Annotated in this window: 28 protein-coding genes; 20 read left to right on the top strand and 8 right to left on the bottom strand. The window is 50.9% G+C overall.

What is annotated here, in order from left to right; genetic code table 11:
* Positions 1–27 precede the first annotated feature (27 nt).
* From AC4EYZ_RS24585 to AC4EYZ_RS24575, 3 genes are read left to right on the top strand one after another with little or no spacing between them, the layout of a single operon-like run.
* Positions 28–990, top strand: coding sequence for a Bug family tripartite tricarboxylate transporter substrate binding protein (locus AC4EYZ_RS24585; RefSeq protein WP_009287855.1), 963 nt, complete (start codon positions 28–30; stop codon positions 988–990).
* Positions 991–1,019: 29 nt separating this feature from the next.
* On the top strand, positions 1,020–1,466 hold the full coding sequence (locus AC4EYZ_RS24580; protein ID WP_236557293.1) for a tripartite tricarboxylate transporter TctB family protein: 447 nt from the start codon (positions 1,020–1,022) through the stop codon (positions 1,464–1,466).
* 15 nt (positions 1,467–1,481) lie between these two features.
* The gene (locus AC4EYZ_RS24575) at positions 1,482–2,972 is read left to right on the top strand and encodes a tripartite tricarboxylate transporter permease (protein WP_022523432.1); all 1,491 of its coding nucleotides are present in this window, start codon (positions 1,482–1,484) and stop codon (positions 2,970–2,972) included.
* A 116-nt stretch (positions 2,973–3,088) separates the two neighbouring features.
* Here the strand turns inward: AC4EYZ_RS24575 and AC4EYZ_RS24570 are convergent, their stop codons facing one another.
* Positions 3,089–3,403, bottom strand: coding sequence for a terminase small subunit (locus tag AC4EYZ_RS24570; RefSeq protein WP_022523431.1), 315 nt, complete (start codon positions 3,401–3,403; stop codon positions 3,089–3,091).
* 302 nt (positions 3,404–3,705) lie between these two features.
* Between AC4EYZ_RS24570 and AC4EYZ_RS24565 the strand changes: the two genes are divergently transcribed.
* A complete protein-coding gene (locus AC4EYZ_RS24565) occupies positions 3,706–3,888 on the top strand; it encodes a hypothetical protein (protein ID WP_022523430.1) in 183 nt (60 codons plus the stop codon).
* Between the two features lie 149 nt (positions 3,889–4,037).
* Here AC4EYZ_RS24565 and AC4EYZ_RS24560 read toward each other — a convergent pair whose 3' ends face one another.
* The 3 genes from AC4EYZ_RS24560 to AC4EYZ_RS24550 are packed head-to-tail and all read right to left on the bottom strand — an operon-like array spanning position 4,038 to position 5,363.
* Positions 4,038–4,454, bottom strand: coding sequence for a hypothetical protein (locus AC4EYZ_RS24560; protein WP_022523429.1), 417 nt, complete (start codon positions 4,452–4,454; stop codon positions 4,038–4,040).
* Complete coding sequence (locus tag AC4EYZ_RS24555; RefSeq protein WP_022523428.1) at positions 4,451–4,804, bottom strand: phage holin family protein; 354 nt, start codon at positions 4,802–4,804, stop codon at positions 4,451–4,453. The genes AC4EYZ_RS24560 and AC4EYZ_RS24555 overlap by 4 nt, the downstream gene beginning before the upstream one ends.
* A gap of 28 nt (positions 4,805–4,832) precedes the next feature.
* Positions 4,833–5,363 carry a glycoside hydrolase family 24 protein gene (locus tag AC4EYZ_RS24550; RefSeq protein WP_022523427.1) on the bottom strand — a complete coding sequence of 177 codons (531 nt, stop codon included), beginning with the start codon at positions 5,361–5,363 and terminating at the stop codon, positions 4,833–4,835.
* A gap of 614 nt (positions 5,364–5,977) precedes the next feature.
* Between AC4EYZ_RS24550 and AC4EYZ_RS24545 the strand changes: the two genes are divergently transcribed.
* The 7 genes from AC4EYZ_RS24545 (at position 5,978) to AC4EYZ_RS24515 (ending at position 10,603) form a co-directional block, all read left to right on the top strand.
* Entirely contained in the window at positions 5,978–6,751 is a 774-nt protein-coding gene (locus AC4EYZ_RS24545; protein WP_022523426.1) for an RES family NAD+ phosphorylase, read from the top strand.
* Positions 6,745–7,032 carry an RES family NAD+ phosphorylase gene (locus tag AC4EYZ_RS24540; protein WP_053857054.1) on the top strand — a complete coding sequence of 96 codons (288 nt, stop codon included), beginning with the start codon at positions 6,745–6,747 and terminating at the stop codon, positions 7,030–7,032. The genes AC4EYZ_RS24545 and AC4EYZ_RS24540 overlap by 7 nt, the downstream gene beginning before the upstream one ends.
* A gap of 123 nt (positions 7,033–7,155) precedes the next feature.
* Positions 7,156–7,494: a hypothetical protein gene (locus tag AC4EYZ_RS24535; RefSeq protein ID WP_022523424.1), complete on the top strand. Its 339-nt coding sequence runs from the start codon at positions 7,156–7,158 to the stop codon at positions 7,492–7,494.
* A 110-nt stretch (positions 7,495–7,604) separates the two neighbouring features.
* Entirely contained in the window at positions 7,605–7,910 is a 306-nt protein-coding gene (locus tag AC4EYZ_RS24530) for a hypothetical protein (protein WP_022523423.1), read from the top strand.
* A 120-nt stretch (positions 7,911–8,030) separates the two neighbouring features.
* Positions 8,031–9,086: a PIN domain-containing protein gene (locus AC4EYZ_RS24525; protein WP_022523422.1), complete on the top strand. Its 1,056-nt coding sequence runs from the start codon at positions 8,031–8,033 to the stop codon at positions 9,084–9,086.
* Positions 9,087–9,177: 91 nt separating this feature from the next.
* The gene (locus AC4EYZ_RS24520) at positions 9,178–9,906 is read left to right on the top strand and encodes a hypothetical protein (protein WP_022523421.1); all 729 of its coding nucleotides are present in this window, start codon (positions 9,178–9,180) and stop codon (positions 9,904–9,906) included.
* Positions 9,907–9,994: 88 nt separating this feature from the next.
* Positions 9,995–10,603, top strand: coding sequence for a hypothetical protein (locus AC4EYZ_RS24515; protein WP_022523420.1), 609 nt, complete (start codon positions 9,995–9,997; stop codon positions 10,601–10,603).
* A gap of 118 nt (positions 10,604–10,721) precedes the next feature.
* Here AC4EYZ_RS24515 and AC4EYZ_RS24510 read toward each other — a convergent pair whose 3' ends face one another.
* From AC4EYZ_RS24510 to AC4EYZ_RS24500, 3 genes are read right to left on the bottom strand one after another with little or no spacing between them, the layout of a single operon-like run.
* Complete coding sequence (locus AC4EYZ_RS24510; protein ID WP_022523419.1) at positions 10,722–11,282, bottom strand: hypothetical protein; 561 nt, start codon at positions 11,280–11,282, stop codon at positions 10,722–10,724.
* Positions 11,282–11,791: a VRR-NUC domain-containing protein gene (locus AC4EYZ_RS24505; protein ID WP_022523418.1), complete on the bottom strand. Its 510-nt coding sequence runs from the start codon at positions 11,789–11,791 to the stop codon at positions 11,282–11,284. The genes AC4EYZ_RS24510 and AC4EYZ_RS24505 overlap by 1 nt, the downstream gene beginning before the upstream one ends.
* Positions 11,788–12,093, bottom strand: coding sequence for a hypothetical protein (locus AC4EYZ_RS24500; protein WP_053857053.1), 306 nt, complete (start codon positions 12,091–12,093; stop codon positions 11,788–11,790). Before AC4EYZ_RS24500 ends, AC4EYZ_RS24505 begins: the two co-directional genes overlap by 4 nt.
* Before the next feature lie 260 nt (positions 12,094–12,353).
* On the opposite strand from AC4EYZ_RS24500, the gene AC4EYZ_RS24495 reads away from it, so the two are divergent.
* The 8 genes from AC4EYZ_RS24495 (at position 12,354) to tal (ending at position 20,315) form a co-directional block, all read left to right on the top strand.
* Entirely contained in the window at positions 12,354–12,857 is a 504-nt protein-coding gene (locus tag AC4EYZ_RS24495) for a hypothetical protein (protein WP_022523417.1), read from the top strand.
* 201 nt (positions 12,858–13,058) lie between these two features.
* A complete protein-coding gene (locus AC4EYZ_RS24490; RefSeq protein WP_022523416.1) occupies positions 13,059–13,469 on the top strand; it encodes a hypothetical protein in 411 nt (136 codons plus the stop codon).
* Positions 13,470–13,875: 406 nt separating this feature from the next.
* The gene (locus AC4EYZ_RS24485) at positions 13,876–14,604 is read left to right on the top strand and encodes an SDR family oxidoreductase (protein ID WP_022523415.1); all 729 of its coding nucleotides are present in this window, start codon (positions 13,876–13,878) and stop codon (positions 14,602–14,604) included.
* Positions 14,605–14,866: 262 nt separating this feature from the next.
* Positions 14,867–15,805: an ABC transporter substrate-binding protein gene (locus tag AC4EYZ_RS24480; RefSeq protein ID WP_022523414.1), complete on the top strand. Its 939-nt coding sequence runs from the start codon at positions 14,867–14,869 to the stop codon at positions 15,803–15,805.
* Between the two features lie 62 nt (positions 15,806–15,867).
* The gene (locus AC4EYZ_RS24475) at positions 15,868–17,370 is read left to right on the top strand and encodes a sugar ABC transporter ATP-binding protein (RefSeq protein WP_022523413.1); all 1,503 of its coding nucleotides are present in this window, start codon (positions 15,868–15,870) and stop codon (positions 17,368–17,370) included.
* Positions 17,367–18,347, top strand: a complete 981-nt coding sequence (locus AC4EYZ_RS24470; RefSeq protein WP_022523412.1) for an ABC transporter permease — start codon at positions 17,367–17,369, stop codon at positions 18,345–18,347. The genes AC4EYZ_RS24475 and AC4EYZ_RS24470 overlap by 4 nt, the downstream gene beginning before the upstream one ends.
* Before the next feature lie 67 nt (positions 18,348–18,414).
* Positions 18,415–19,146 carry an SDR family oxidoreductase gene (locus AC4EYZ_RS24465; RefSeq protein WP_022523411.1) on the top strand — a complete coding sequence of 244 codons (732 nt, stop codon included), beginning with the start codon at positions 18,415–18,417 and terminating at the stop codon, positions 19,144–19,146.
* Between the two features lie 215 nt (positions 19,147–19,361).
* Positions 19,362–20,315 carry a transaldolase gene (tal, locus tag AC4EYZ_RS24460; protein WP_022523410.1) on the top strand — a complete coding sequence of 318 codons (954 nt, stop codon included), beginning with the start codon at positions 19,362–19,364 and terminating at the stop codon, positions 20,313–20,315.
* A gap of 130 nt (positions 20,316–20,445) precedes the next feature.
* On the opposite strand, the gene AC4EYZ_RS24455 is transcribed toward tal, so the two are convergent.
* Positions 20,446–21,456, bottom strand: coding sequence for a LacI family DNA-binding transcriptional regulator (locus AC4EYZ_RS24455; protein WP_022523409.1), 1,011 nt, complete (start codon positions 21,454–21,456; stop codon positions 20,446–20,448).
* Between the two features lie 1,286 nt (positions 21,457–22,742).
* Here AC4EYZ_RS24455 and AC4EYZ_RS24450 point away from each other — a divergent pair.
* Positions 22,743–23,396 (top strand): peroxiredoxin, encoded by a 654-nt coding sequence (locus AC4EYZ_RS24450; protein WP_022523406.1) that lies wholly within the window; start codon positions 22,743–22,745, stop codon positions 23,394–23,396.
* Positions 23,397–23,398 lie beyond the last annotated feature (2 nt).

The raw sequence follows: 23,398 nt of genomic DNA, 5'->3' as shown, positions 1-23,398 counted from the left end.
CTGCATTTCAAAAAAAGGTAACTAACAATGAAAACATTACAGCTTACGTCTTTAGTTGCGCTATCAGCGTTTACCGCTATGCCTGTCATGGCTGACGACTATCCGAATCGTCCCATCGAAATAATCGTACCGGCACCAGCCGGCGGCGGCACTGACAACGTTGCGCGCATGCTCAATCAGTACCTGCAGGAAGAACTAGGAGAGTCACTTGCTGTGCTTAATGTCGCTGGTGGAGGTGGTGCTATTGGGGTCAACCAGATTGCCCGTGCCAAGCCCGATGGCTACACACTGCTTTCTACCTGGAATAGTCCTATCACTACCGTACCGCACATGCAGCGTGTTCAGTACTCTTACGAGACATTGACCCCGATCACCAGCACTTCGCAGAGTGCCTACACCATGTGTGTAGCCCCCGACTTTCCAGCTGAAACAGGTGAGGAATTCCTTGCCGAGCTACAGAATAACCCTGGTCAGTACACCTACGGCAATGACGGGGTCGGTGGAACCATGCGCTTGGCAGCCGAGCGTATCTTTGAAGCCTATGACATTGAGGCCCGCCCTATTCCTTTTGGCGGCGCTGGTGAGACCCTCCAAAACTTCCTGGGTGGACACGTGGATATCTACGGTGGCTCCATCACACCCGCACTTCCCTATGTAGAGGATGGCAAGGCGAAGTGCCTACTCGTGACCTCAGCCGACGATAACGAAGCACTACCCCAGGCATCAGGCCTAGCAGCACTCGGACATCCCGAGCTGGAAACAGTGCTATGGCGCATGATGCTGGCACCAGAGGGTATGGATGAGCAGCGCGTTAACGTCATCGCCGATGCCGTAGCTAGCGCCGTCGAGCATCCTGAGTTCCAAGCGTTCCTGACATCTCAAGGCGAGACGCTGAATCTCGTACGTGGTGAAGAGCTCCGTGAGCGTCTGCATCAGGAAACCGTAGCGATTGGAGAGACACTCGAAAAGCTTGGGCTTAAGAAAAACTAATTCATGACTGAATGGACGGTAACTTGCTCATGAACTTCAGAGATATTATCTCTGGCATCGCCTTCCTCATCTTTGGCTGCACGGTGGTCTGGGTGGGGAGTGGCTTTGATGCCGGCGCCGCTTACGTGCCCATGGGAGTTGGCATTCTGATGTGTCTTTTCTCACTTCCTCTGATCGTTAAGGGCGTGGTGCAAACGCAGCAAAATGACGGTTTGAGCAGCGCCGCCGCCTTAATCGATCATCCGGGAAGGTTTATGGCGACAGTCGCCTGTTGCCTGATCTATTACCTAGCTATGCCAACCGTGGGGTTCTACTCCACTAGCACCCTTTTCATCATTCTGCTGGCTCTGGTACTAGGTGAAAGGCGCCCCATCGTGGTTTTAGGTATTACGGTGGGCTTCATCATCCTCTTATACGGGCTTTTTGCGATGGTGCTAAAACGACCCTTGCCCGTCGAATTTTTCCTGGTTTCCTAAATAGGGTTACACGATATGTTTGATTCCCTGTTCAACGCACTACCTGTGGCCTTGCAACTTGGCTCCGTAGTCAGCCTCTTCGTCGGCACCTTGGTGGGTATCTTGATCGGAGCCCTACCCGGGCTCAACCCGGTCATGGCAATCGCTCTCATGCTCCCGCTGACGTATGGGTTTGATCCAGTAATTGCTCTAGGGTTGGTAGCAGGTATCTACAACGGCTCAATGTACGGTGGAGCTATTCCCGCCATCTTACTAAAAATCCCAGGAACGCCAGCTGCAATCGCGACAACATTCGACGGTTACCCTATGACACGTAACGGCCAGGGCGGGCTGGCTCTCAAGACCGCGTGCTGGTCGTCCGCCATCGGCGGAATTATTAGCGCCATAGCGTTGATGACGCTAGCCCCCCTTTTGGCACAGGTCACGCTTGCCTTTGGGCCGACTGAGTATTTCTGGGTGGCCGTTTTCGGACTTGTAAGCATCGCCGTATTGGTGGGCAGTGATATCAGCAAAGGCATGCTCAGCGCCCTGTTGGGCGTTATCATCGGCCTTGTAGGCGTTGACACAATCAGTGGAGCGGAACGCTATACGTTCGATTCGCTTTATTTAAGTGGGGGGGTCGACCTGATCATTGTACTCATCGGCCTCTACGCGATACCGCCAGTACTGGAGATGGCGGAGAAAAGCAACGCGACTTACTATGATGCAGGAAGCTTCAAGGTTGATGCTAGCGGCAACGCATTCGGTCTGATACGTCAGCACTGGCGCACTTGGACTCGCTCGTCGCTGATCGGCGTTAGTGTAGGTATCTTGCCAGGTGCCGGTGGCAATTTGGCAGCATTGCTGAGTTATAACGAAGCAAAGCGCAAGTCCACGAACCCCGAATCTTTCGGCACGGGCAATCCTGTGGGGGTTGCAGCAGCTGAATCAGGTAACAGTGCCGACAATGCTTCTGCAATGATTCCATCCCTAACGTTAGGGATTCCTGGCAATTTGGTTGCTGCCTTAGTGCTCGGCGCGCTGATGATTCATGGACTTCAGCCCGGCCCACAACTGTTTACGAAGTCGCCTGATGTGGTCTTCGGTTTCATGTGGCAAATGCTGTTTACTGCGATGCTACTCCTGTTACTAGGAGGCATGGTGGCCACCCGCCTATTCGCTCAGGTCTTGCGCATGCCCACCGCACTCTTGGTACCAACGACGTTGGTGCTCATGGCCGTGGGTGTTTATACCGTCAAAGGGAACATGACAGACCTCTATGTAATGCTAGCCTTTGGGTTGCTCGGTTATTTACTCCATCGACTAGCCTTCCCGCTTGCACCAGTAGTGCTGGGAGTACTGTTAGGTCCAATGGCGGAACAAAACTTACGTTTGGCAATGCTGATTTCCCAGGATAACTGGGGATCTCTATTTACTCGCCCTATTTCGCAGGGAATCATCGCACTACTGTTGATGGTGTTATCCACCCAGGCCTGGAAAATACTAAAAAAAGGGCGTCAGAATTAACAACGCTATGAAAGTAATCCCACAGATTTATTGACGAAGGTTGTGCATGGCAGTCAGGCAGCGGCACTGGCCGAAACAGCGCCAACAAACCTTGATGGACAGAGTGCCGCCACTCCCTAAGCTGCTGAATCGATAATGTCGAAGTAGTCATCCAGCAGCTCCGGCAAAAGACTATCGAGCCCACTGGCTTGATTACGGGCGCGCGCTAGCTCCCGCATCAGAGTATCTAGGTGACGCGTCTCTAAATCAGGGTGCTTACGCTTCATCGTTAGCGGCAGCGTGTCGAGAATGGCGGCGATCTCTGCCGCGATTTTGAATAAGGTGAAGATGGCAAACTCGCTGGGCACCACCTTACGAGCGGCCAGTTCGTTCTTCTGCTGCAGGCCAATACGGCTCTGGTGATTTCTGTCTATAGCTCGACGTCTAAACAACAACCTCGCCTTAGAAAATTCTCATAAATAGCGCGAAACGAGGCTCTGCGTTCCCATACAGTAGAGGCACCCGCTCAGGAGGAACCAGTGGTTTTTCAATGAGAAGTGGTGAACTGTGGGTAATCCGTTTTATCGGACCGGGCAATCACACGGATTCAAGTCCAGCGGTGATGTCGACCATGAATTTGCGGTCGAACTTTAGAAGAATTCATGGACTGCCCCGGGGGCTCAGAATTCTTCCGATAAAAAAGCGCCGTTTCTGATACGGTTGATCACCTAATACAATGCAAAGGTATTAAAATATGGCTCTTATCTATCACGTCACGAAATCTGTAATAATTACCGAGCCTGCTGGGACTCCCCCAGAATGGTGGGTTGTAGATCTACGTAATGATGAAGACCGCGATGGAAAGATTGTGCAAGGGCGTTTCAAATCAGAAGCAGAGGCTATTGCAGAAGCCGATAGACTTAACGGCTTAAATTAATTTTTGGAGCTTATTCGTCAGCTCCGCTATCCAAAATCGCCACCACCGCCGCTCGGTCAGCATTGAACCGGCGGCGTAGCCCCTCATATTCAGCGAGCAATAAAAGTAGCCCTTTATTGCTCTGCAGGAGTCGAGTAGGCGCTGGCAGCTCATTCGTTAGATACTCCGGCACCTCTAGGCTGCTGCACTGCATTGGCAGCGCCTGATCGCTGAAGCTCGCGCACCCAGTCAACAACCCCATCAGGCAGATCGCTATCAAGCCAGTCACCTGCTTTCGCATCTTGTTCTCCCAATGGTTCGAGGGCCCCGGTGCTGGCGCCTATATCGTCATCAATGGTTTCTAACGTACGCTCACGCGCAGCCAGTGCGTTGCTCAGTGTCTCGATGCGCTGGCGCTGAAACTGCTGGTGCTCGATCAATATCTCGGCACGTTCACGCTGGTGCTCAGCCTCTGCCTGGTATGCATCACGCTCGCCGGTGACGTGCTGCCAGTAGAAATAAACAGCAGCAATACTTATTCCGCCAATACCCACGCCGATCAGCTTGCGCTTGAGCTGCCCGATCATTTGCGCCACCGCCCAATGAAAACCTCATAGAGGTCGTCTGCTTTACTGCGAATCCAATCGGTACCCAGGAACGCCAGGAACACGCACGGCGGGAAGGCAATAATAGTTGGCCAGCCTTGAGACTCAGCTATCCATAGGAATACGGGGAACAGCGGTGTTGCCAAAAGCGTGCACATCACCGCGCCTAGCAGCGACTTCTTTAAGCTGCCGCCCTCGTGAACACCACGAATAAAGCCCATGGTGAACGTCAGGATGGCCACCAAAGTGATGGGCAAGAAATCCAGCAGCCCTTGCCAGAAGTTGGGGTCTCTGCCATTCATAGGGCGTTTCTCTTTTCGTCTTGGATTCATGGCGCACCTCTCGGGCGGGCCTCGTCAGTTAGTCGATGGAAATGCCGCCAGCCGCTTTATAAACACTCAGCAACTCATCAGTAGCCAGCTCCCGCTGGCCATAGCCAGCACCTGGCAGGCTTGCCCAGATTTTGCGGCAAGCATGGATGGCATCACGGATACGGCCGTCATGGATCAGGGAAAGTGCTTTGCACTGGCGGATAAGGTGAATGGCACCTAGATCTTGGCTAGCAGGCGTAAAATCGGGAAGATGGAACCGCTCGACCAGGTCATCCCATGTACGTATCAGGAACTGGTAGCGCCCTGCTGCGCTAGAGTGGATCTCATAAGCAGGCAGCCAAACAAGCTGTCGCGGGTGATCGTCGTAGCTATTGAATGTCTTGCCGCCAACAATCACATTGAAACCGTCCTGATCGCCAAAGGGTGGCGTACCCTCTGCGTAAGCAAGCATATCTAGGAAAGCTGCAACGTCACTATTGCGAGTATCGACCGGCGCAGTAGGCTCGAAGTGCAGCAGCTCAGCCTCCTCAAGCCAATGAGTAGGTGAATGAGCAGACATGATCAAACCTCGAAACTAGATATTCAGAAATGCAAAAGCCCCGCCGGGTAACCGACAGGGCTTCAAAAAGTGATGGCTAATCGCGCAGCTTGCGCAGCCTAGATAAAATACTGCCTCAATCACGACACTTAGGAAAATAGTTTTTTACACAGTTTTTTCGATGAAAGCAGTGGCGAATTTGAGCTTTCCAATGAGCCGAATGGGGCCTATATTAAGTGAATTAAGAGCCTGTTACCGACCCAAAACGAACGTGCCGGGAATACAGCAGGTGCGGGAATTGAACTAATAGAAAATAATAGCCCGAAGGATCGTTGGCTTGGGAGAATCAGGCAGGCTGCATTTGCTGGAAAAGTGCTAAGACGTTTATCCAATCATAGAATTGGCAGTCTATTATATGTTAGTTGTCTAGAAAATCATTTTTATCTACATGTGAAAGTATTTTTTTGCATTTTATATGAGAAAGCTATGAATTCAATTTTGAAGATCTATTTAAAAAAAACACAAGAAGAGAATGCTAAAAATTCTGTCGGCAGCATTTGTGATAGATGTTATGTGAGTGCATATTATTTTAAAGAAATAAACACTGACTTGTATATTGAAAAAACTTGCCTAATATGCTCAGAAAACATGTGAGAGGAATCATTCTGGAGGATATTGTTCCTACATTATCTGAACGTATTCCAAACCACTATGATTGCATTGAAAACGATCTCTCGAATTCAATATCACTTAGCGAAATATTAAAGCGCTTTACATACAATAACGATAGAGTCATAGAGAAGCTTATCTTCTTGTTATGCAAAACAGCCCCTGATTTTTTTCAAGAGAAAGGAAGATATAAAGAAACCCTTGATGATGTACTCATTAAAACCTACAAAGAAGAAGCTATAGATGAGTGGCATAAATTATCGAAGGAGGTAAAGCATACTCGCCGCTTCACCAATACCAAAGCGACTAGATTTTATGAAAGCCTAATTGACGCTTGTAATTTTCATGTAGAAAAAAATAGTGCTGATTTTAACGCAGCATTAACAAAAATAGATAAAGGAACGAGTTTATTTAGAGGACGAATTGTAAAAGGTGAAACTCATAAAAACACTATAAAATCAAATTTAAAAAAAGAGTTAGGCGCCCCTCCAGAGAGTTTGGCAACGAGTAACCGCATGAGCCCTTCGGGGATATCTTTTATGTATACATCCGGAGATCATGAAACTGCAATCGCAGAACTTCGTCCCTATGTCAGTGATATCATTGCAATTGGAGAATTTATATCGACTAAAGATCTCAATTTTTTTGACTTCACACTTTTAGACAACGTGCGGCAAAAAAAGCCAATATTTTGGAAAACCCTAAAAAAAGCAAGTCCTTTAAAGATAGATACTTGTTAAATGAACTGCATGGACTTGTTTCGAAAGCAGTCAGGCCTTCGGATACTACTTATATAAATCTTCAAATTTTTTCTGAAACCATTCGCAATTATAATGATGGCATGTTCGATGGAATTATATTCAAATCATCACAGAGGGCAGGAGGTTTAAATTATGTTCTGTTTGGTGATTATTCTGAAGCTGAAAACGCCAAAGAATATCATGTGTCAATAGATAGTGATTGCAAAGTCAAATTTTATAAAGTAAAAGAAGTCAAAACTGCAATAGAGAAAATTGAATAGGAAGCAACCATGGAACATAATCTCATCAACTACTAACAAGGCGTTGCACACGGATAAATTGTTCGCTGCTGGCGCAATTTGCCGGTGAACGCAGAGTTAAATGCCAAAAAATAGGAGAATGACATGCCGTTGACTATCGAATCTGCACTTGAAGATGTGGCCATTGAACGTACCGAGAAAACCGAAGCAGGTTATTCGTTCTGGCTAAAGGAAATCCCGGTGGAAGTTCGGGTAGCACTTTCAGTAAATCCGGCTAGTGGCGGGTTTAATTTTCACCTCAGCCACTACATCAACACCCCATCGCAAATAGGAGTATATCGTCCTAGCCGACTAGGGGGGGATTATGAAGCATATGCCCTTCGCCAAGCGGTTACCGCTATTACGCACTACTATAACGTGGCAGTTGAAGCAGGTCACGAGCCAAGTCAGAAATGGCTAGTCTCAAATGAGCTTGGCATCTAACAAGGGCAGCAGTCTGCGGCCGATGACCACCGGACGCCCTTTACATGGCTCCTTTGTCGCCACTCTAAGGCCGCCGCTGTGCTATAGTGATATATTTCAGGGGATTGAGTATGAGTTATACGGTACGAACGCTTAGTGTCGATGAAGTTCGGGAAGTGCTTGAAGATGAAGGCTACGATAGTATTCTAGAGCATATCGAAGAGCGGGAGGGAAAGTATCACCTCAAACAGAGTGCCTCTGAGATATCGAAATTACCCTCCTACCACTATGCCTTAGGAATCACTTTATTGGCACTGGGCAACAATGAGGCGGCTGAAGAAGCCTGCGGATCTCTATGGCGGTATCTAGGCCCAGCTGGACAAACCGATGTCTCATACATTTTCGGTCGCCTTCTTTCGAAGATGTATGGTAAATAAAATCAATCATAACAAGGTATTAAGTTTGTTCCGAGACGATGGCCCTCCCCCGGGCGCCCTTGTCAGGGCACCTCTTATGGCTAACGTTAAATTTGAGAGAATTTAAGCTCCGAGTTGAATATGAAAACAAGAAAGATATTCATTGACACCCAAGCCTTTATGCAGCAAGGATTCAAGTTTGAGGGAAGCGTACTCAATAGAATAAAAAAGCTAGGTCGCTCAAATCTTATCGAAATATATCTATCAGAAGTAGTTAAAAGGGAAGTCAGTAGCAAGATATCAGAAAAAATAAAAGAAGCTAAGAAAAAAAGTAGTGACTTTATTAAAGAGCTTTCGATACTGGAAAGCGAAACTCCAAAAGAGGTAATCGACTTTATTAATTTAGTTGAAAAACATGACTTACAAGAACTTGCTCTGTCTAAATGGAATAAATTCATTGAAGATTCCAAAGCCATCATTCTTGATCCAAATGATATTTGCAATATTGAACTTCTTTCGCTGTATTTTGATGGAAAATACCCTTTTAGTGATGGAAAGAAAAAAAATGAATTTCCAGATGCTATATCGACTCTAAGCCTCAAGGCGAAAATGTCTCAACCGGATGATCTCGTATACGTAATTAGTAATGATGGAGACTTAAAAGGGTTTTGTGAAAAAGAAGCCAATTTTATCAATTTAAGCCAACTCTCTGAATTTCTAGATCTATACAATAGAGCTGAAGAGAGGCTAACAAATATTGTTCATGAGTATGTTGATAACGAAATTGACTGGATCTCTGAAAATATAAAGGAAGCGTTTTTAAATAGTGGCTTTACATTCTCTGCAAATTATGAGGCAGAAGTTGACAATGTCATTGTTACTGGTATCACTACTCATGAAATCGACGTGATTGAAATTGAAGAAGGTCGAGTTATCATTGGGGTTAGGTGTGAAATCACTTGCACAGCAGATATTAGTGGGCCAGATTACGACACAGCAATGTGGGATAGCGAAGATAAAGAATATATTTTCTTAGAGTATTTTAATGCTAACATGTCGTTTGATGATGTGTATGATATTTCTATTGAGTTGTTTTTTGATGAAGAACAAGGAGAGTTTACAGATATAAGCAGCGTTGAATTTGATGTTGGCTCTGATATCGATCTTTATATTGATGATGGATTTCCATATAAATAAAATTAACAAGCGAATGTAGTCAGACTTATTTCCGCTGCGTTCCAAACCAGCCGCATATGCAGGCTTTAGCCCATCATTGGAATGAGTGAGTATGGACAAAAGTAAAAAAAGCCAAAGCTTGTCGAATGATCTTGCGTTAACGGTAGCGAGATCTGGTGGAGTTGAACTTCCAGCGGAAATTCTAGAGTTCACAATTGATCAAGTTGTAGATGAAGGCATTCTCAAAGATATTCCTATAGTTGGTTGGCTAGCTAAAGGTTTTTCTGTAACTCGTTCAATTTCAGACAGAATTTTTCACCATAAAGTTCTTAGGTTTCTAATAGAGCTTGAAGAAGTCAGTAAAAGTGAGCGCAAAGCGTTCCTCGCTAAAGTTGAGAGTGATACGGGCTATAGGCGTAAAGTCGGAGAGCACTTGCTTGTAATTCTTAATAAGATTGATGCATTTGAAAAAACTTCACTGCTGGCCAAATGTTTTGACCATTACTTAACGCGTGATATTGATTTCCAATACTTTGTAGACCTGTCCTATATTATTGAAAGAACGCCCCTTTCAGATCTAAATGCATTGTGTGTGCCACCGAATAAAAGGGTTATATTTAGCAGCGTGGGCATCGCTGTAGCATGCGGGATACTCGAATTTGGCATCGATTCCCCGAATGCTGGAGAAGACCAGCCAGAGTTAGGTACAAAAATGTCAAAATATGGGAAAGACCTTAGAGATATTTTCCTTGGACAGCTCCGGGAACGACTCGCCAAAGAAAAAGCACAAAGAAAGGTACTTTTTGGGGATGAAAATGAGTGTTTCAGCGACTTTGGCTAACAAATAGCTGTTATCGGTAGCACCTTCAATGGCGCTCCGGTGCGCCGCAAAACAAAGCGTTTCGTATCACCAATAATCCAAGATGGTCATGAAAAACTATATCGTACAAACAGAACACGCTACTCGCGCGTTGGTTGATCTCATCGCTGCTGATCATAAAGCTTTGTCGGATGCAAACGACGCGCTTCGGGGCGCGATGTCGCTATATGATGTCCAGTATCAGGTTTTTAGTGCCAACGAGTTTCATACCGCTGCTAATCATTACCATGCTCAGATGGCTCGAGCGCATCAAGCCAAGGCGGATGTCGATGCAGGGGTGAAATCCATATCGGCTTCAATTGACGCTAAGTCCGCTTCTATCGCAGCGCTATCTGGTGCTTTGCTTCAGGTTGCCAAGCAGGGGTTATCTGTCGTTTACGGTAAGCCTCCAAATACTCCCAAGGGGGCAGAGATATCTGGGTTGCTGGTGAAAGACATAATTTGGGAGGGGAGAAATCAAAGTATCCACTACGAGAACCCAAAGGAAATTTCTGATGCAGTTGTAGAGCTATTTGGAAGAATAGATGGTGCTCGCAACGATGGAGTGTCTTGGGATCCAAGAAGTCGGTACAACTTCGCGTTCGACATTATCAACTTTCTGGGCTGGCTCGATTGGAAGCAGTTCAAGGATCATATGCTGTCCATCCAGCGGCGGTAGCTAAATGGCATCATCAATCTTTCGAGCTAGTGGCCGAAAGCAGAACCTAATACCCACTTCGCTATGGAATTGAGATATTAATTGCGTTGGCCATTCTTCTTGGTCAACGCAATCCAACCTATGCCTGCTTGACCTCACCCACCGCCAACACCTGCCACAACCGCTTACGTGCCCGCTTTCCCGCCACCTGCAACGCCTCCACACTCTCAAAAGGCTTAACACCCTCATTCAATCCCAGCGCCCTGAGTAGCACATCCTGCCGCTCCACCATCTGTCTGGCAGTCACCATCCAAATACTATGACCCATCTTCTCCGGACGGATTCGGGCGGCCTGCATCAGCATCGCCGCTGCCTGGCGTTTGGGCAGTTGATCTAGCAGCACGCCGCAGGCTTTATGCCACTCGCTTTGAGGGTGGTAGCGAAGTGCGGCCAGCATGGCCTGGTCACTACGACCACCGCCTCCAGGTACCTCACCTGCTAGAGCCGTCACACTGAACGGCTGGTAACCAGGGTTGTCGTGACGGCAATCAAGCTGCAGCTCCAGCATGGTGTCAATGATGCGGGACACGGCAGCATCACGCGCTCGTTCATCACTCTTCGCCGCCTCCACGACACGCCAGGGGTTTGCTACCCGCTTCCAATCATCAAACTGCATGCTGCTCCCCTTCTGCTGTGTCATTACCCCTTCCTCCACTCGGTACCACTCTCCAGCGCCAGCCGCTCACCCGCTATTTGCGTTCGGGGCCAACTGGCGTATTCCCTGAGCACTTCCTTGGTCTCCTCAAGCCCTAGCGCCAGCACCGCGCAATAACCTTCGTACTCGCTGTCTTCCAGCCACTTGAATTGGCTATCGGCTAACGGCGCATCCTTGGGCGGGGTGGCCTTGAACTCCAGGTATAAGCCAAACCAACCGCCGCGGGCCTGACGAACGGGGAGATCGGACACGCCCGCCTTTACGCCCTGGCGTTTTAAGTCGCTCGCGGTTTTCTTATTGCGGTGACCGCCGTTGGGCACATGGAAGGTGGCATCGAATAATTCGCCTACCGGGTGGCCGCGCATCTTCTCGCCATACAGCCAACGGATCAGAACCGCTTGCTCCTGCCCTTCCCAATCAACAGGCTTTGCCCGGGGCGCGCCGCTTTTGGTCAGTGCTCGAGGGCGGCGGGGTTTCTGGATTCGTAACGTCACGCCATCCCCCCAGCGATCTGGTCGAGCATTCGTTGCTGGCGCTCCCAACGTTGGTAATCGGCCACGATCCGCTCCAGCATGGCCCTCGCCGTGTCGTTATGATCCAACTCGGCGCGGCTTTGGATGCCACACGAATGACGGATGAAATCGGCGCAATCCTCCGGGCTGTGGGTACCATCGGGCAGCTGCCGATATTCAAGCGCCTTTGCCTGGCGGCGACGGCAATCAAGGTACAAACCGAATCGCACGTTTTGGCACAATAACGCGGCACGGCGCGCTTGCTGCCCACCTTTCTCGGTCATAGAGCACCTCCGGCCACAAACATTAGGCGGTTTTTTAAAACCAGTCCTAAACTAGAAATGATCACTCCCTCCTTAACATTCTGTAACGGAGAGACACGATGAAATTTCAAAAAAGATGCCCAGCAGGAGAATGGGATCCACCGGGCCAAATCCCATGTGTTCCACCGATCAGGATTCCCAGACCAGAACCTCGTTTTCCTGATGATCCAGACTTTCCTGAAGACGAAGTCTGCATACGCTCCTAGTAGGGATTTAATGACATGAAAGATGTAAGCCTTCCCAGTATTCCTGAAAGGCACGACCCAATGTCGTTCGAGGAGGCTATTGATGGCACCTGTTACATGGTTAGGTACATGCAACTGCAGCAAAGACTTTTTAGCAGGATGGCCAACGTGTTCACGTTCACCAGTCTTTTTGGCGGTAGTGCTGCTTTTGCAGGAGTCATCACTGAGCACACGGTTTTGACCGCTACCAGTGGTGTCATTGTTGCAGTAAGTACCATGCTGGATTTTGTAATAGATCCCAAAAAGCACGCAGCTCAATGTCGCAAGGCAAGGCGACGCTTTCAGAGGCTGTACATGAAGAAAGCTGCTTACAGCTTTGAAGAATACGAATGTGAAACGTGCAGGATCGCTTTGATCGACTTCCCCGATATAGAAGGCCTTCGTAGGCCTGCTTTTAACGATACCTGTGTGCAGCTCGGGCGCACAAAAGGAGTGGTTGTTCTCAACAAGTGGGAACGCTTCTTGAAGCTGATCACTTAGAGCTTGATTTAAAACGAACATTACCCTCCATCGCTTGGGGAGCATTGCATTACTTCCCATGTGATATTGGTGAATAGGCGGAGCCTTTATCATAGCAATTCCCAGAAATAGAAAGCCCAGCCTCAGGCCAAAGAAGAATTGAGCAAAGTCACCCAATATCGCTATATTGGTGGCTTCTAAACTAGGGATAAGGGGAAAGCGTTGGACAAGGCCGCCTACCACAAGCGCTGGGATCAGCTCGAGCAGATGCAGCGGGAATACAGCAACCTGCCAGAGTCGGGCGTCGAAAACCTCGAAGCACTGCACAAAATGCTGGTTAACACTTTCCGAGAGTTTGTCGTTGCTTGTTATTGCGACCACTGGCGTGACGCCTACCAGGGCGCTGCGTTCCCCCTCGACGCTGATCGAGATGTACTGATAGCCCGCGCCATCAAAGCTCACCACTGGACACCGGGGATTGCCACCAGCCTCTCCAGCTACGACCTTGCCCTTTCTCTCATTGATGAGTTGGCGACGTTCACACTGACAGAAATGGCCGTTCACGTGTCGTATATGAACCTGCAGGCACTGCCCAAGGCAGATTACCAAGCACTCATTCAACCGCATGAATGACAGCTGATCTGCATCAGCCCCTCGGACGCTTGCTCGGGAATAGAAAGCCACGCCAGTGCCCGTTACAGTGGTAATTGCAGCACCACCCACCCATAGAAAAACATCGACATATGCTGATCAACGGCAACTCTCGGGTCATTGATTAGCTCCACCTCTTCAAAATACCAAAGCCTAGACATTGGTCTTAATCCCATTGATTCGTTTTCAAATAGAGAATAGCTTTAGAAATGTTGACGTCAACATAAAGAGTTTCAGTCCACTAGGCATGTGCCTTGGAGATGAATCAGGGACGAGTAAGCACAAAAGTTGATCCTGCTCATCAGAGACACCTCGGGATCATTCACAAGCCACTCCAGAAACCAAACGGCCTCGTCAATCGAGGAACCTGAATATAGGAGATTATAAGATGACCAATGAACTCACTGGAAAAGTTGCTGCCGTTACTGGCGCAGCATCAGGTATCGGGCTTGCCACTACCAAGGCCATGATTGACGCTGGTGCCAAAGTGGTCATGATTGATAGAGATGAGGCTGCGCTGAAAACCATCTGTGAAGAACTTGGCGAAGCTGCATTTCCCCTAGTTATTGACCTACTTGACCCACAGGACTGCGACACTCTCCTCTCACAAATCTTAGAGAAGGCAGGACAGTTAGATATCTTTCATGCTAATGCCGGTAGTTATATTGGCGGCGACTTGATCGACACCTCCCCTGCCGCCATCGACAGAATGTTGAACCTCAATGTTAATGTGGTGATTAAAAATGTCCATAACGTCTTACCCTACATGATCGAACGTCGCACGGGCGATATTATGGTGACAAGCTCCGTTGCGGGGCACTTCCCGGTTCCCTGGGAGCCAGTCTATGCTTCCTCCAAGTGGGCCATCAACAGTTTCGTTCAGACTACTCGTCGTCAGATCAACAAGCACGGTATTCGCATGGCGTCAGTCTCTCCTGGACCTGTAAATAGTGCGTTGCTCGCCGATTGGCCAGAAGAAAATCTGCGCAAGGCAAAAGAATCCGGCAGCATTATCGAACCAACGGATGTATCTGATGCGATTATGTTCATGCTTACTCGCCCCCGAAATGTAACCATCCGAGATATGGTTGTTTTGCCTAGCAACTTTGATATGTAAGAAGCATTCAATCCAGCAACTATTAAGGTGTTTCTTTAGCTTAATCAGATCAACCAGCCTTACAACCTCTTACAGTTTTGAATAAACACTTCGCATGAACGCTTTGATCATTTGTAAAATCCTAGAGGAATAGACATTGGTCGTATGACCGTTGACCAACCTCTAAAGGGCACATAGTCTTCAAATTGTTGACGTTAACATTAAGAGTTTTGTCAACATTGAAAAACCTTTAAGAGAAACAATAACAATCACGGAGTTAACAATGAAAATTAATAAGATCACCGCAAATTTTCGCAAAACGGCTCTTGTCGCCGCCTGCGCAGCCGCCTTTGTAGCAGGAACCGCAGCAGCCGATGAGCATACTCTGACAATCGGCATGTCCTTTCAGGAGCTCAACAACGAGTATTTTGTGACCATGCAGGAGGCACTCGAGACCGCCGCAGAGAGCCTGGGGGCTGAGGTGATTGTCACCGATGCACGCCACGATGTCTCCAAGCAGGTCAGCGACGTAGAGGACATGATCCAACGTGGCATCGATATCCTGCTGCTCAACCCTGCCGACTCCGTCGGGGTTGAAACGGCGGTGTTGTCTGCCCGAGAAGCAGGCGTCACCACGGTCGCGATCGATGCCCAGGCAGAGGGCCCAGTGGATGGCTTCGTGGGTTCCAAGAACTATGACGCAGGCTACTTAGCCTGCGAATACCTCGCCCAACAACTCGATGGTGAAGGTCAGGTAGCCCTACTGGATGGCATTCCGGTTGTGCCGATCCTGCAACGTATTGAAGGCTGCACCGACGCGCTTAATGAGTACGATGGCATCGAGATCGTAACCAAACAGAATGGCCGTCAGGAGCGTACCCATGCGATGACAGTCACCGAGAACATCATCCAGGCAAACCCGGATCTAAATGGTCTCTTCAGCGTCAACGACATCGGCGCGCTGGGCGCTCTGATAGCCATTGAGGCCAGTGGTCAGGACATCAAACTGGTCAGCGTCGACGGTCATCCCGAGGCAGTCGCAGAGATCCAGAAGGCTGATTCCCCGTTCATCGCCACCTCAGCGCAATATCCCGCAGACATGGTGCGTGTAGGGCTCGGCCTGGCGCTGGCTAAGCACTGGGGTGCAGAAACTGCGCCCGCGGAAATTCCCATCGACGTACAACTGATCGACCGCGACAAGGCCGCTGACTTTAGCTGGTAACCCCTCCCACCGACGATGATGACGTGTGCTGCCCCCTACGGGCGGCGCACGAGGGTATCCCTATGACTCCATTACTTTCCCTGAGACACATCTCGAAGTCATTTCCCGGGGTGAGGGCCCTCACGGATGTATCGCTCGATGTCCATGCTGGCGAGGTGCATGCTCTGCTTGGCGAAAACGGGGCCGGCAAGTCGACTCTGATGAAAATTCTCTGCGGCATCTACCGACAAGATGAAGGTGAGATCAACATCAATGGCGAGGTATGCAATTTCCATGGCTACCAAGACGCCCTCAACGCAGGCATCGGTATCATCTTCCAGGAATTCAGCCTGATCCCCGACCTGGACGCCGTGGATAATATCTTCCTTGGGCGTGAATTGCGTAACAGATTCGGGCTGCGAGACCGGCGCAGCATGATCGCCGAGGCGCAGCACCTGCTAGACCGCCTAAAGGTCTCGATCCCCTTAGACCGCCCCATCGCCGACTTGAGTGTCGCCGACCAGCAGTTCATCGAGATCGCCAAGGCCCTGTCACTGAAAGCGCGCATCCTGATCCTCGACGAGCCGACAGCAACCCTCACGCCTAGCGAAGCAGATCACCTGTTCACCATCATGCGAAAACTGCGCGAGCAACAGGTCGGCATGGTATTCATATCACACCACATGGAAGAGATATTCACCATCTGTGATCGTGTCACCGTGATGCGTGACGGTGAGAAGGTCGACGACTGCGACGTCGTCTCGACTACCCCCGACGACCTAATCGAGAAAATGGTCGGCCGCCGTGTTGAGAATCTTTATCCCGAACAGCGTAGCGATGCCGATTATAACGATGTGGTATTAGACATTGAATCCCTGCGCCTTGATGTCAATGGCCCCGAACACTCATTGAAGCTCTACCGCGGCGAGATCCTGGGCTTTGCTGGCTTAGTGGGGTCGGGCCGCACAGAACTGGCTATGGGGCTGATCGGTGCGACGCGCCCCGTGCATGCCAAAATCCTTATAGAGGGCAAGCCAACTAAACTCCTACACCCCGCCACCGCCCTGAAGCAGGGGATCGGCCTCCTACCGGAAAGCCGAAAGATCCAGGGATTAATCCTGCCGTTCTCGTGTCGCGAAAACATCACCCTGAACAATCTGACACAATTCCAGAGTGCTTTGCCACTGATCAAGCGCCGCCAAGAGTCCAGTACTGCCGCCGATCTGATGAAGGCAGTCCGCGTCAAGGCTCCCAGCCCCGAAACCCCAGTGGGCAATCTCAGCGGCGGCAACCAGCAGAAGGTTGTTATCGCCCGCTGGCTGGGCCACCAGTGTAAGGTGCTGATCTTCGATGAGCCCACCCGCGGCATTGACGTCGGCGCCAAGTCAGAGATCTACGCCTTAATGAAAGAGCTCACTGCCCGAGGCGTGTCGATCATCATGATTTCGTCCGAACTCCCGGAAATTCTTGGTCTATGCGATCGCGCAGCGGTCTTCTACCAGGGACAGATCGCCGCCGAACTGCAAGGCAACGATCTCAATTCACAATCCATCATGCATCACGCCACGGGGGGACTCAGCTCATGAGCCAGCTCGACTCAATACCCAGCAACACCCACCAGTCCCTCAAGATGCGGCTGGCCAGTTGGCGCCGTACTCCAATCTTCTACCCGCTGATCGGTTTCATCGTCGTTTTCATTGCCATGTCGACCATCAACGACAACTTTCTAACCATAAGCAACCAAGCCAATCTGGTGCGTCAGACCTCGATCATCGCCATCATAGCTGTGGGGATGAGCCTAGCTATTCTCACCGGCGGCATCGACCTTTCTGTGGGCCCGGTAATGGCCTTGTCGGGAACGGTAATGGCTGGGCTGATGGTGGCGGGGGTTCCTCCGTCGCTAGCCATCCTGCTAGGCGTATTGGTAGGTGCAGGTTTCGGAGCTTTCAATGGCTTTTTTGTTGCTTTTGCCGGCATGCCACCCATCATCGTCACTTTGGCCACTATGGGGATTGCCCGCGGGCTTGGCTTGATATACACCGGAGGCTACCCAATTTCTGGCCTCCCCCCGGAATTTGCCTTCTTTGGCCGCGGCAGCTTGGCCGGCATCGAAACCCCGATACTGATCATGATCAGCGTCTACGCACTCGGCTTTTTGCTGCTCCACCATACTGCGACCGGACGCTACCTGTATGCCATTGGCGGCAATGAGGAAGCGACTCGGCTATCCGGTATCCGAGTGTCCCGCTACAAGTTGCTGGTCTACACCCTGAGTGGCACGACTGCGGCCATTGCCGGGTTGATCTTGACCTCTCGGTTGATGAGCGGCCAACCCAACGCCGGGATCGGCTTCGAGCTCGACGCCATCGCCGCCGTAGTACTGGGCGGTGCCGCTATCACCGGTGGGCGAGGAATGATTCTAGGCACACTGGTAGGCGCCATGCTGCTTGGCGTGCTCAACAACGGCCTTAACCTGATGGGGGTATCGCCCTACCTCCAAAACGTTATCAAGGGCCTGATTATCTTGTTGGCGATCTACATTAGCCGCAAGCGGACTCCCTGAGACCCTGCTCATGCCGATCATGCATCGGCTAAATGCCAACCACAAATCGAGCGAGTGACGCTACATCATGAACTTCGAACTCCACAACCAACGCATCCTCGTTACGGGAGCGACCAGCGGCATCGGCCTCGATATCGCGCGGTCTCTGGCTGAACTCGGTGCCGAACTGGTGCTGTTTGGTCGCAACCGGGATCAGCTAGCCAAACTCGAGAAAGAGCTGGGGGCACGCACCCTGGCCGTAGACATCACCGATGAGGCCGCGGTTGTCGTGGCCTTCGCCGAGATGCCCGTCCTCGATGGCCTGGTCAATTGTGCCGGTATCTCGATCCTCGACGATGTCTTGGATTTCAAGGCGAAAGATATCGAGAACATTATGAACACGAACGTCACTGCCAGTGCCGTGGTGGCACGGGAAGCGGCTCGCCACATGATCGCGCACGGCCGTCAGGGCAGCATCGTCAACGTCTCAAGCCAAGCATCCATGGCCGCTCTGCCCGGCCACTTAGGCTATTGCGCGTCTAAAGCAGCCATGGATGCCATGACTCGCGTGCTGTGCCTCGAGCTGGGTTCCAAAGGTATCCGCGTCAACAGTGTCAACCCGACGGTGACCCTGACCCCCATGGCCGAACGTGCCTGGGCCGATCCCGCCAAGCGCAACCCGATGCTGGCCGCCATTCCCCTAGGGCGCTTTGCCACTCCCAGGGAAGTCGCCCTTCCGGTTGCCTTCCTTCTCAGCCCAGCCGCGTCGATGATCAGCGGAGCCTGCCTGCCGGTCGATGGTGGCTTCACGTCTCACTAGCCCCTTGTGTTAAAAGGAACCTGACATGTATATCGGTGTGGACTGTGGTGCTCAGAGCCTCTTGACGAGAGATCCCGAACCAACTCCGAACCCGACCGCATCGCTGCCTATGACCAGACCTATGCCCGTTACTGTCAGGCCTTGGCCAGTCATTACGGCTGAACACCAATCCCTATGCCTTACATAACCGACCACTTATTCGAGGAAGATACTTCATGACCCAACGACTCGACGCCCTTCGTCAGCACTCCATGGTGGTCGCAGACACCGGCGACCTTGACGCCATCAAACGCTATCAACCCCATGATGCCACCACCAATCCTTCGCTAATCCTCAAGGCTTTCGATCTGCCGGGCTACCAGGCACTGATCGATCAGGAACTCGCGGCGGTCAAGTCCACGGACAACGGCCGGCGAGAAGCGCATGCCGTAGATCGCCTTGCTGTGGCCATGGGCAGCGAGATCGCCAAGCTGGTGCCCGGCCGTGTTTCCACCGAGGTAGCCGCCAAGTTGTCCTTCGACACCCAGGCCAGCATACGCAAGGCCCACGAGCTGATTGAGCTCTACGAGCAACGCGGCGTGTCCAAAGATCGAGTGCTGATCAAGCTGGCATCAACCTGGGAAGGCATCTGCGCCGCCGAGGTGCTGGAGAAAGAGGGCATCAACTGCAACCTGACGCTGCTGTTCAGCGACGCCCAGGCCAAAGCTTGTTTCGATGCTGGCGTTTTCCTCGTCTCACCGTTCGTCGGCCGTGTCACTGACTGGTACAAAAAGGAGACTGGCCAGGATTTCCCCCCCGAGAACGACCCTGGAGTGCAATTCGTACGCGGCGTCTGCGAACGGGTCAGCCAGGGCGGCTTCGACACCGTGGTGATGGGCGCGAGCTTTCGCACTGTCGACCAGGTGCTGGCGCTCGCCGGCTGTCCCCGACTAACCATCTCACCTACGCTGCTTGAGGAACTCGCTACCGCAACGGGCGCGGTGGAACCCAAGGTGTTAATGACACGCAACGGTGGCCCTCGTCCTACCCCACTCTCAGAGTCCGCCTTCCGTTGGGATCACAACAAGGATGCCATGGCCAATGACAAACTGGCCGAGGGGATACGGCGCTTCGCCGATGATCAGGAACGCCTGGAGGAACTGATCGCCGACCGTTTGGCGACTCTCTGAGCTCGTAACCTGAACTGCAACTAGCCGCCGATTGGGAATCCTTACGCCAAGTCCGGCCAACCCGCTATGGGCCAACCGCCACCGCTTCGTGCTCTCCGAGGGTATGATGCACGACGAAAGCTGATGACTATCAGTTACCGCCGGAGGATATAAGTGTGGCGGAGATCACGACCTCACGGCCGGCGGCCATGGGATCCTCAATCTGTTCAAAGAGTATGCGAAATGCCTCGTGCCCTAACCGGTAGGTGTCATGCGCAGCACAAGGCACTGACACCTCGAAGATATCAGCATAAGGCAAACGGTCGACCCCCAATACCATCACATCGTCCCGAGACACACGTGCATCATGCAGGGCACGCATGGCGCCCAAAGTAATCAGCTGATTGAACCCAAACACGGCTTCGGGGAGTTTGCCCTGGCGTAGGTAATCGGCCATATCGCGATAGGCCGGTTGCAAGGTGTAGTCCCCGGGGCGCTGCTCCAACACTAAGGAGACGCCCGCCACGTCAAAGGCTGTCTTCAGGCCGATCAGCCGGTCTTGGGTGATCCGCGAGTCACGCGGCCCCGTCAACGTAAGCACCCGGCGGATGTCCTTCTTCACAAGCAGTTCACCAAGCAGACTCCCGGCAAGACGGTTGTCCAGTACCACACGGCTGAAGTCGGATACGTTCAAGGTACGATCCAGCATAACCACTGGTAAGCGGGTAGCACGCAAGCGATCAAGGTAAGCGGGGCGATAGGCGGCAGCGTCGGAGACGGGCGAAAGGATGATGCCGGCTACCTGATAGCTGAGCAGGGTTTCGATCGCCACTTCCTCGCGCTGTGGCGAGCCATCTGTATCAATCAGAATGATGGTGTAGTCACGCTCCTCGGCCGCACGAGAAACTGCCTTGATCACCTCGCTATAAAAGGGATTATCCACGCTTGCTGTGACTAGGCCAATCAGCCGGTTCTTACGACTCCGAAGATGGCTCGCAAAAGCATTAGGGACATACCCCAGTTCCTTCGCAGCGGCGAGGATCTTCTCCCGAGTCGCTACTTTCACCTTGTCAGGATTGTTCAAGGCACGCGACACCGTCATATTGGTCATGCCCACATGTTCGGCGATGTCGGTGATAGTAACCTTGTGGCGACTTACCATACTTTACTCTGTTGTGAATTTTATCGTTTTGATATGACCCCTCGCTGTACCCAACGAAGTAGCACCAGCGTCGTAAGGATACTACGCAAGGTCTGCTCACGAAAATGGGGATGATTTATGGATGTAACCTACCGGCAGGGATCCGAACCCTGGATAGGCTATTAACCTATGCCGGTTTTCAACACACCGAGGCTATGCTGCTACTTAATCTAACCAACTGATAATTTAATGTTTATTCGTTTGGTGCAACGTGACTCAATGGCATAAAAGGCACATAACGTGCTGTTACTCACGTCAGCAGAGGTGACGCGCTCAACTGTTCAGGAGCGCTCAATCGCCTCCCAAAATATCTATTCTCACCCCTGCCGACCTAAAACAGATTAATGAGGAGGAGATTGAAGGTGCAGAGTGATGACTTTATGACCGGTGAAGAGCTTGGCAATACGCTGCTGGCATCCATACGGCCAAATGAAGCAAGGCAAACCAGCTCGAGAGACACAAGTAGAAGTACTCAAGGCCGCAGAAATTCGCCATCGCATGGGGCTCTCTCAAGGAGAATTTGCTAAGCGCTGGACGTAAGCCCCAGTAGGCTTCGCGGCTGAGAACCACTGTGTGCCTACTGGAAATGTACGTACACTGCTACAAGTAGCTGAAAAACATCCTGAAGCGCTGACTGACCTCCCTTAATGAAGCAGGAAAGCCTTACACCTAAGCCTGGTTCATCTATATAAACAGTTGAAATTTAGCTGCTGTTAAAAAAACCAAAAAATCACCCTAACGCCCAATGAGGCTCGCCCTACTTGTTGCTAAGTCACTGGCAGATATGGCCTCTGTTAACGTCTGATGATTTATCCCCGCTATGCCGACGCCTATCCGCTTCCTGTTCGGCTAGGTCCTCGTTGAGTCAGCGTTTTGCCTCAGGCTGCCTTTAGATATCCCTCGCGAGAGACTCCGCGCAATACTAAATTTCGCCACCTAGGGGTAGGAAGATAATCGTAAAATCCATACCAAAGCGTTTATCAAGCTAGTAGCGCCCTTATCAGGCGGATCATTAAGTCAACGACCCACCACGGCCCAGGAATGGTTCAGCGGTAAATGCGGTTCAGCCGTGCAAGTACCCCCAAACTGACTTCGACAATCGGCGCGACTCACTTTCTCAGCGGCGATTAACGTAAATATGAGTACCACTCACCCTATCACCGCCATAATGCTGTACTATTACCTATTAATAACAAAATAATCTATTCTTATTCCTGAAATAAAAACTCACTTCTCAGGAGCTCGACATGTACAACGAAACTTCCCAACCAGTAATGCCACAAATTAACCGTCCTGCACCGGCTTTTACCGCGAAAACCACTCATGGTGAAAAGTCGCTCACTGACTATTTAGGTAAATGGCTGGTTTTATTCGCCCACCCGTCGGACTTTACCCCTGTATGCACCACGGAATATTCGGCATTTGCGAATTACGAAGAACAGTTCAAAGAGGTCAACACGGAGTTGCTGGGCCTTTCCATCGATAGCATCCACTCACACATCGCCTGGACACGCAGCATTAAAGATAACTTCGGGGTTGAAATTACCTTCCCGATTATTGCTGATCTCAACATGAAAGTGGCAAATGCCTACGGAATGATTCAGCCAGGTGCCAGCGACACCGCTGCGGTTCGCGCTACTTTTGTGATTGACCCAGAGGGTGTACTGCGTGCCATGTTGTACTACCCGATGACCAACGGCCGCTCGGTGGAAGAAGTGCTTCGCCTGGTTAAGTCCTTACAAACAAGCGATGAGCATGGGGTGGCGACACCAGAAGCTTGGTTGCCCGGCCAGCCAGTCATCGTTCCACCGCCCCACACCTCGCAAGATGCGGAAGCCCGTCAATCAGAAGGCTATGAATACACCGACTGGTACTTCTGTAAAAAGACACTTGAATGCTGAAA

The organism is Vreelandella sp. 162(4c) (genome assembly GCF_058152265.1).
Note: the sequence above shows the minus strand (reverse complement) of the source record. Positions and strands in the feature narration are given on the sequence as shown.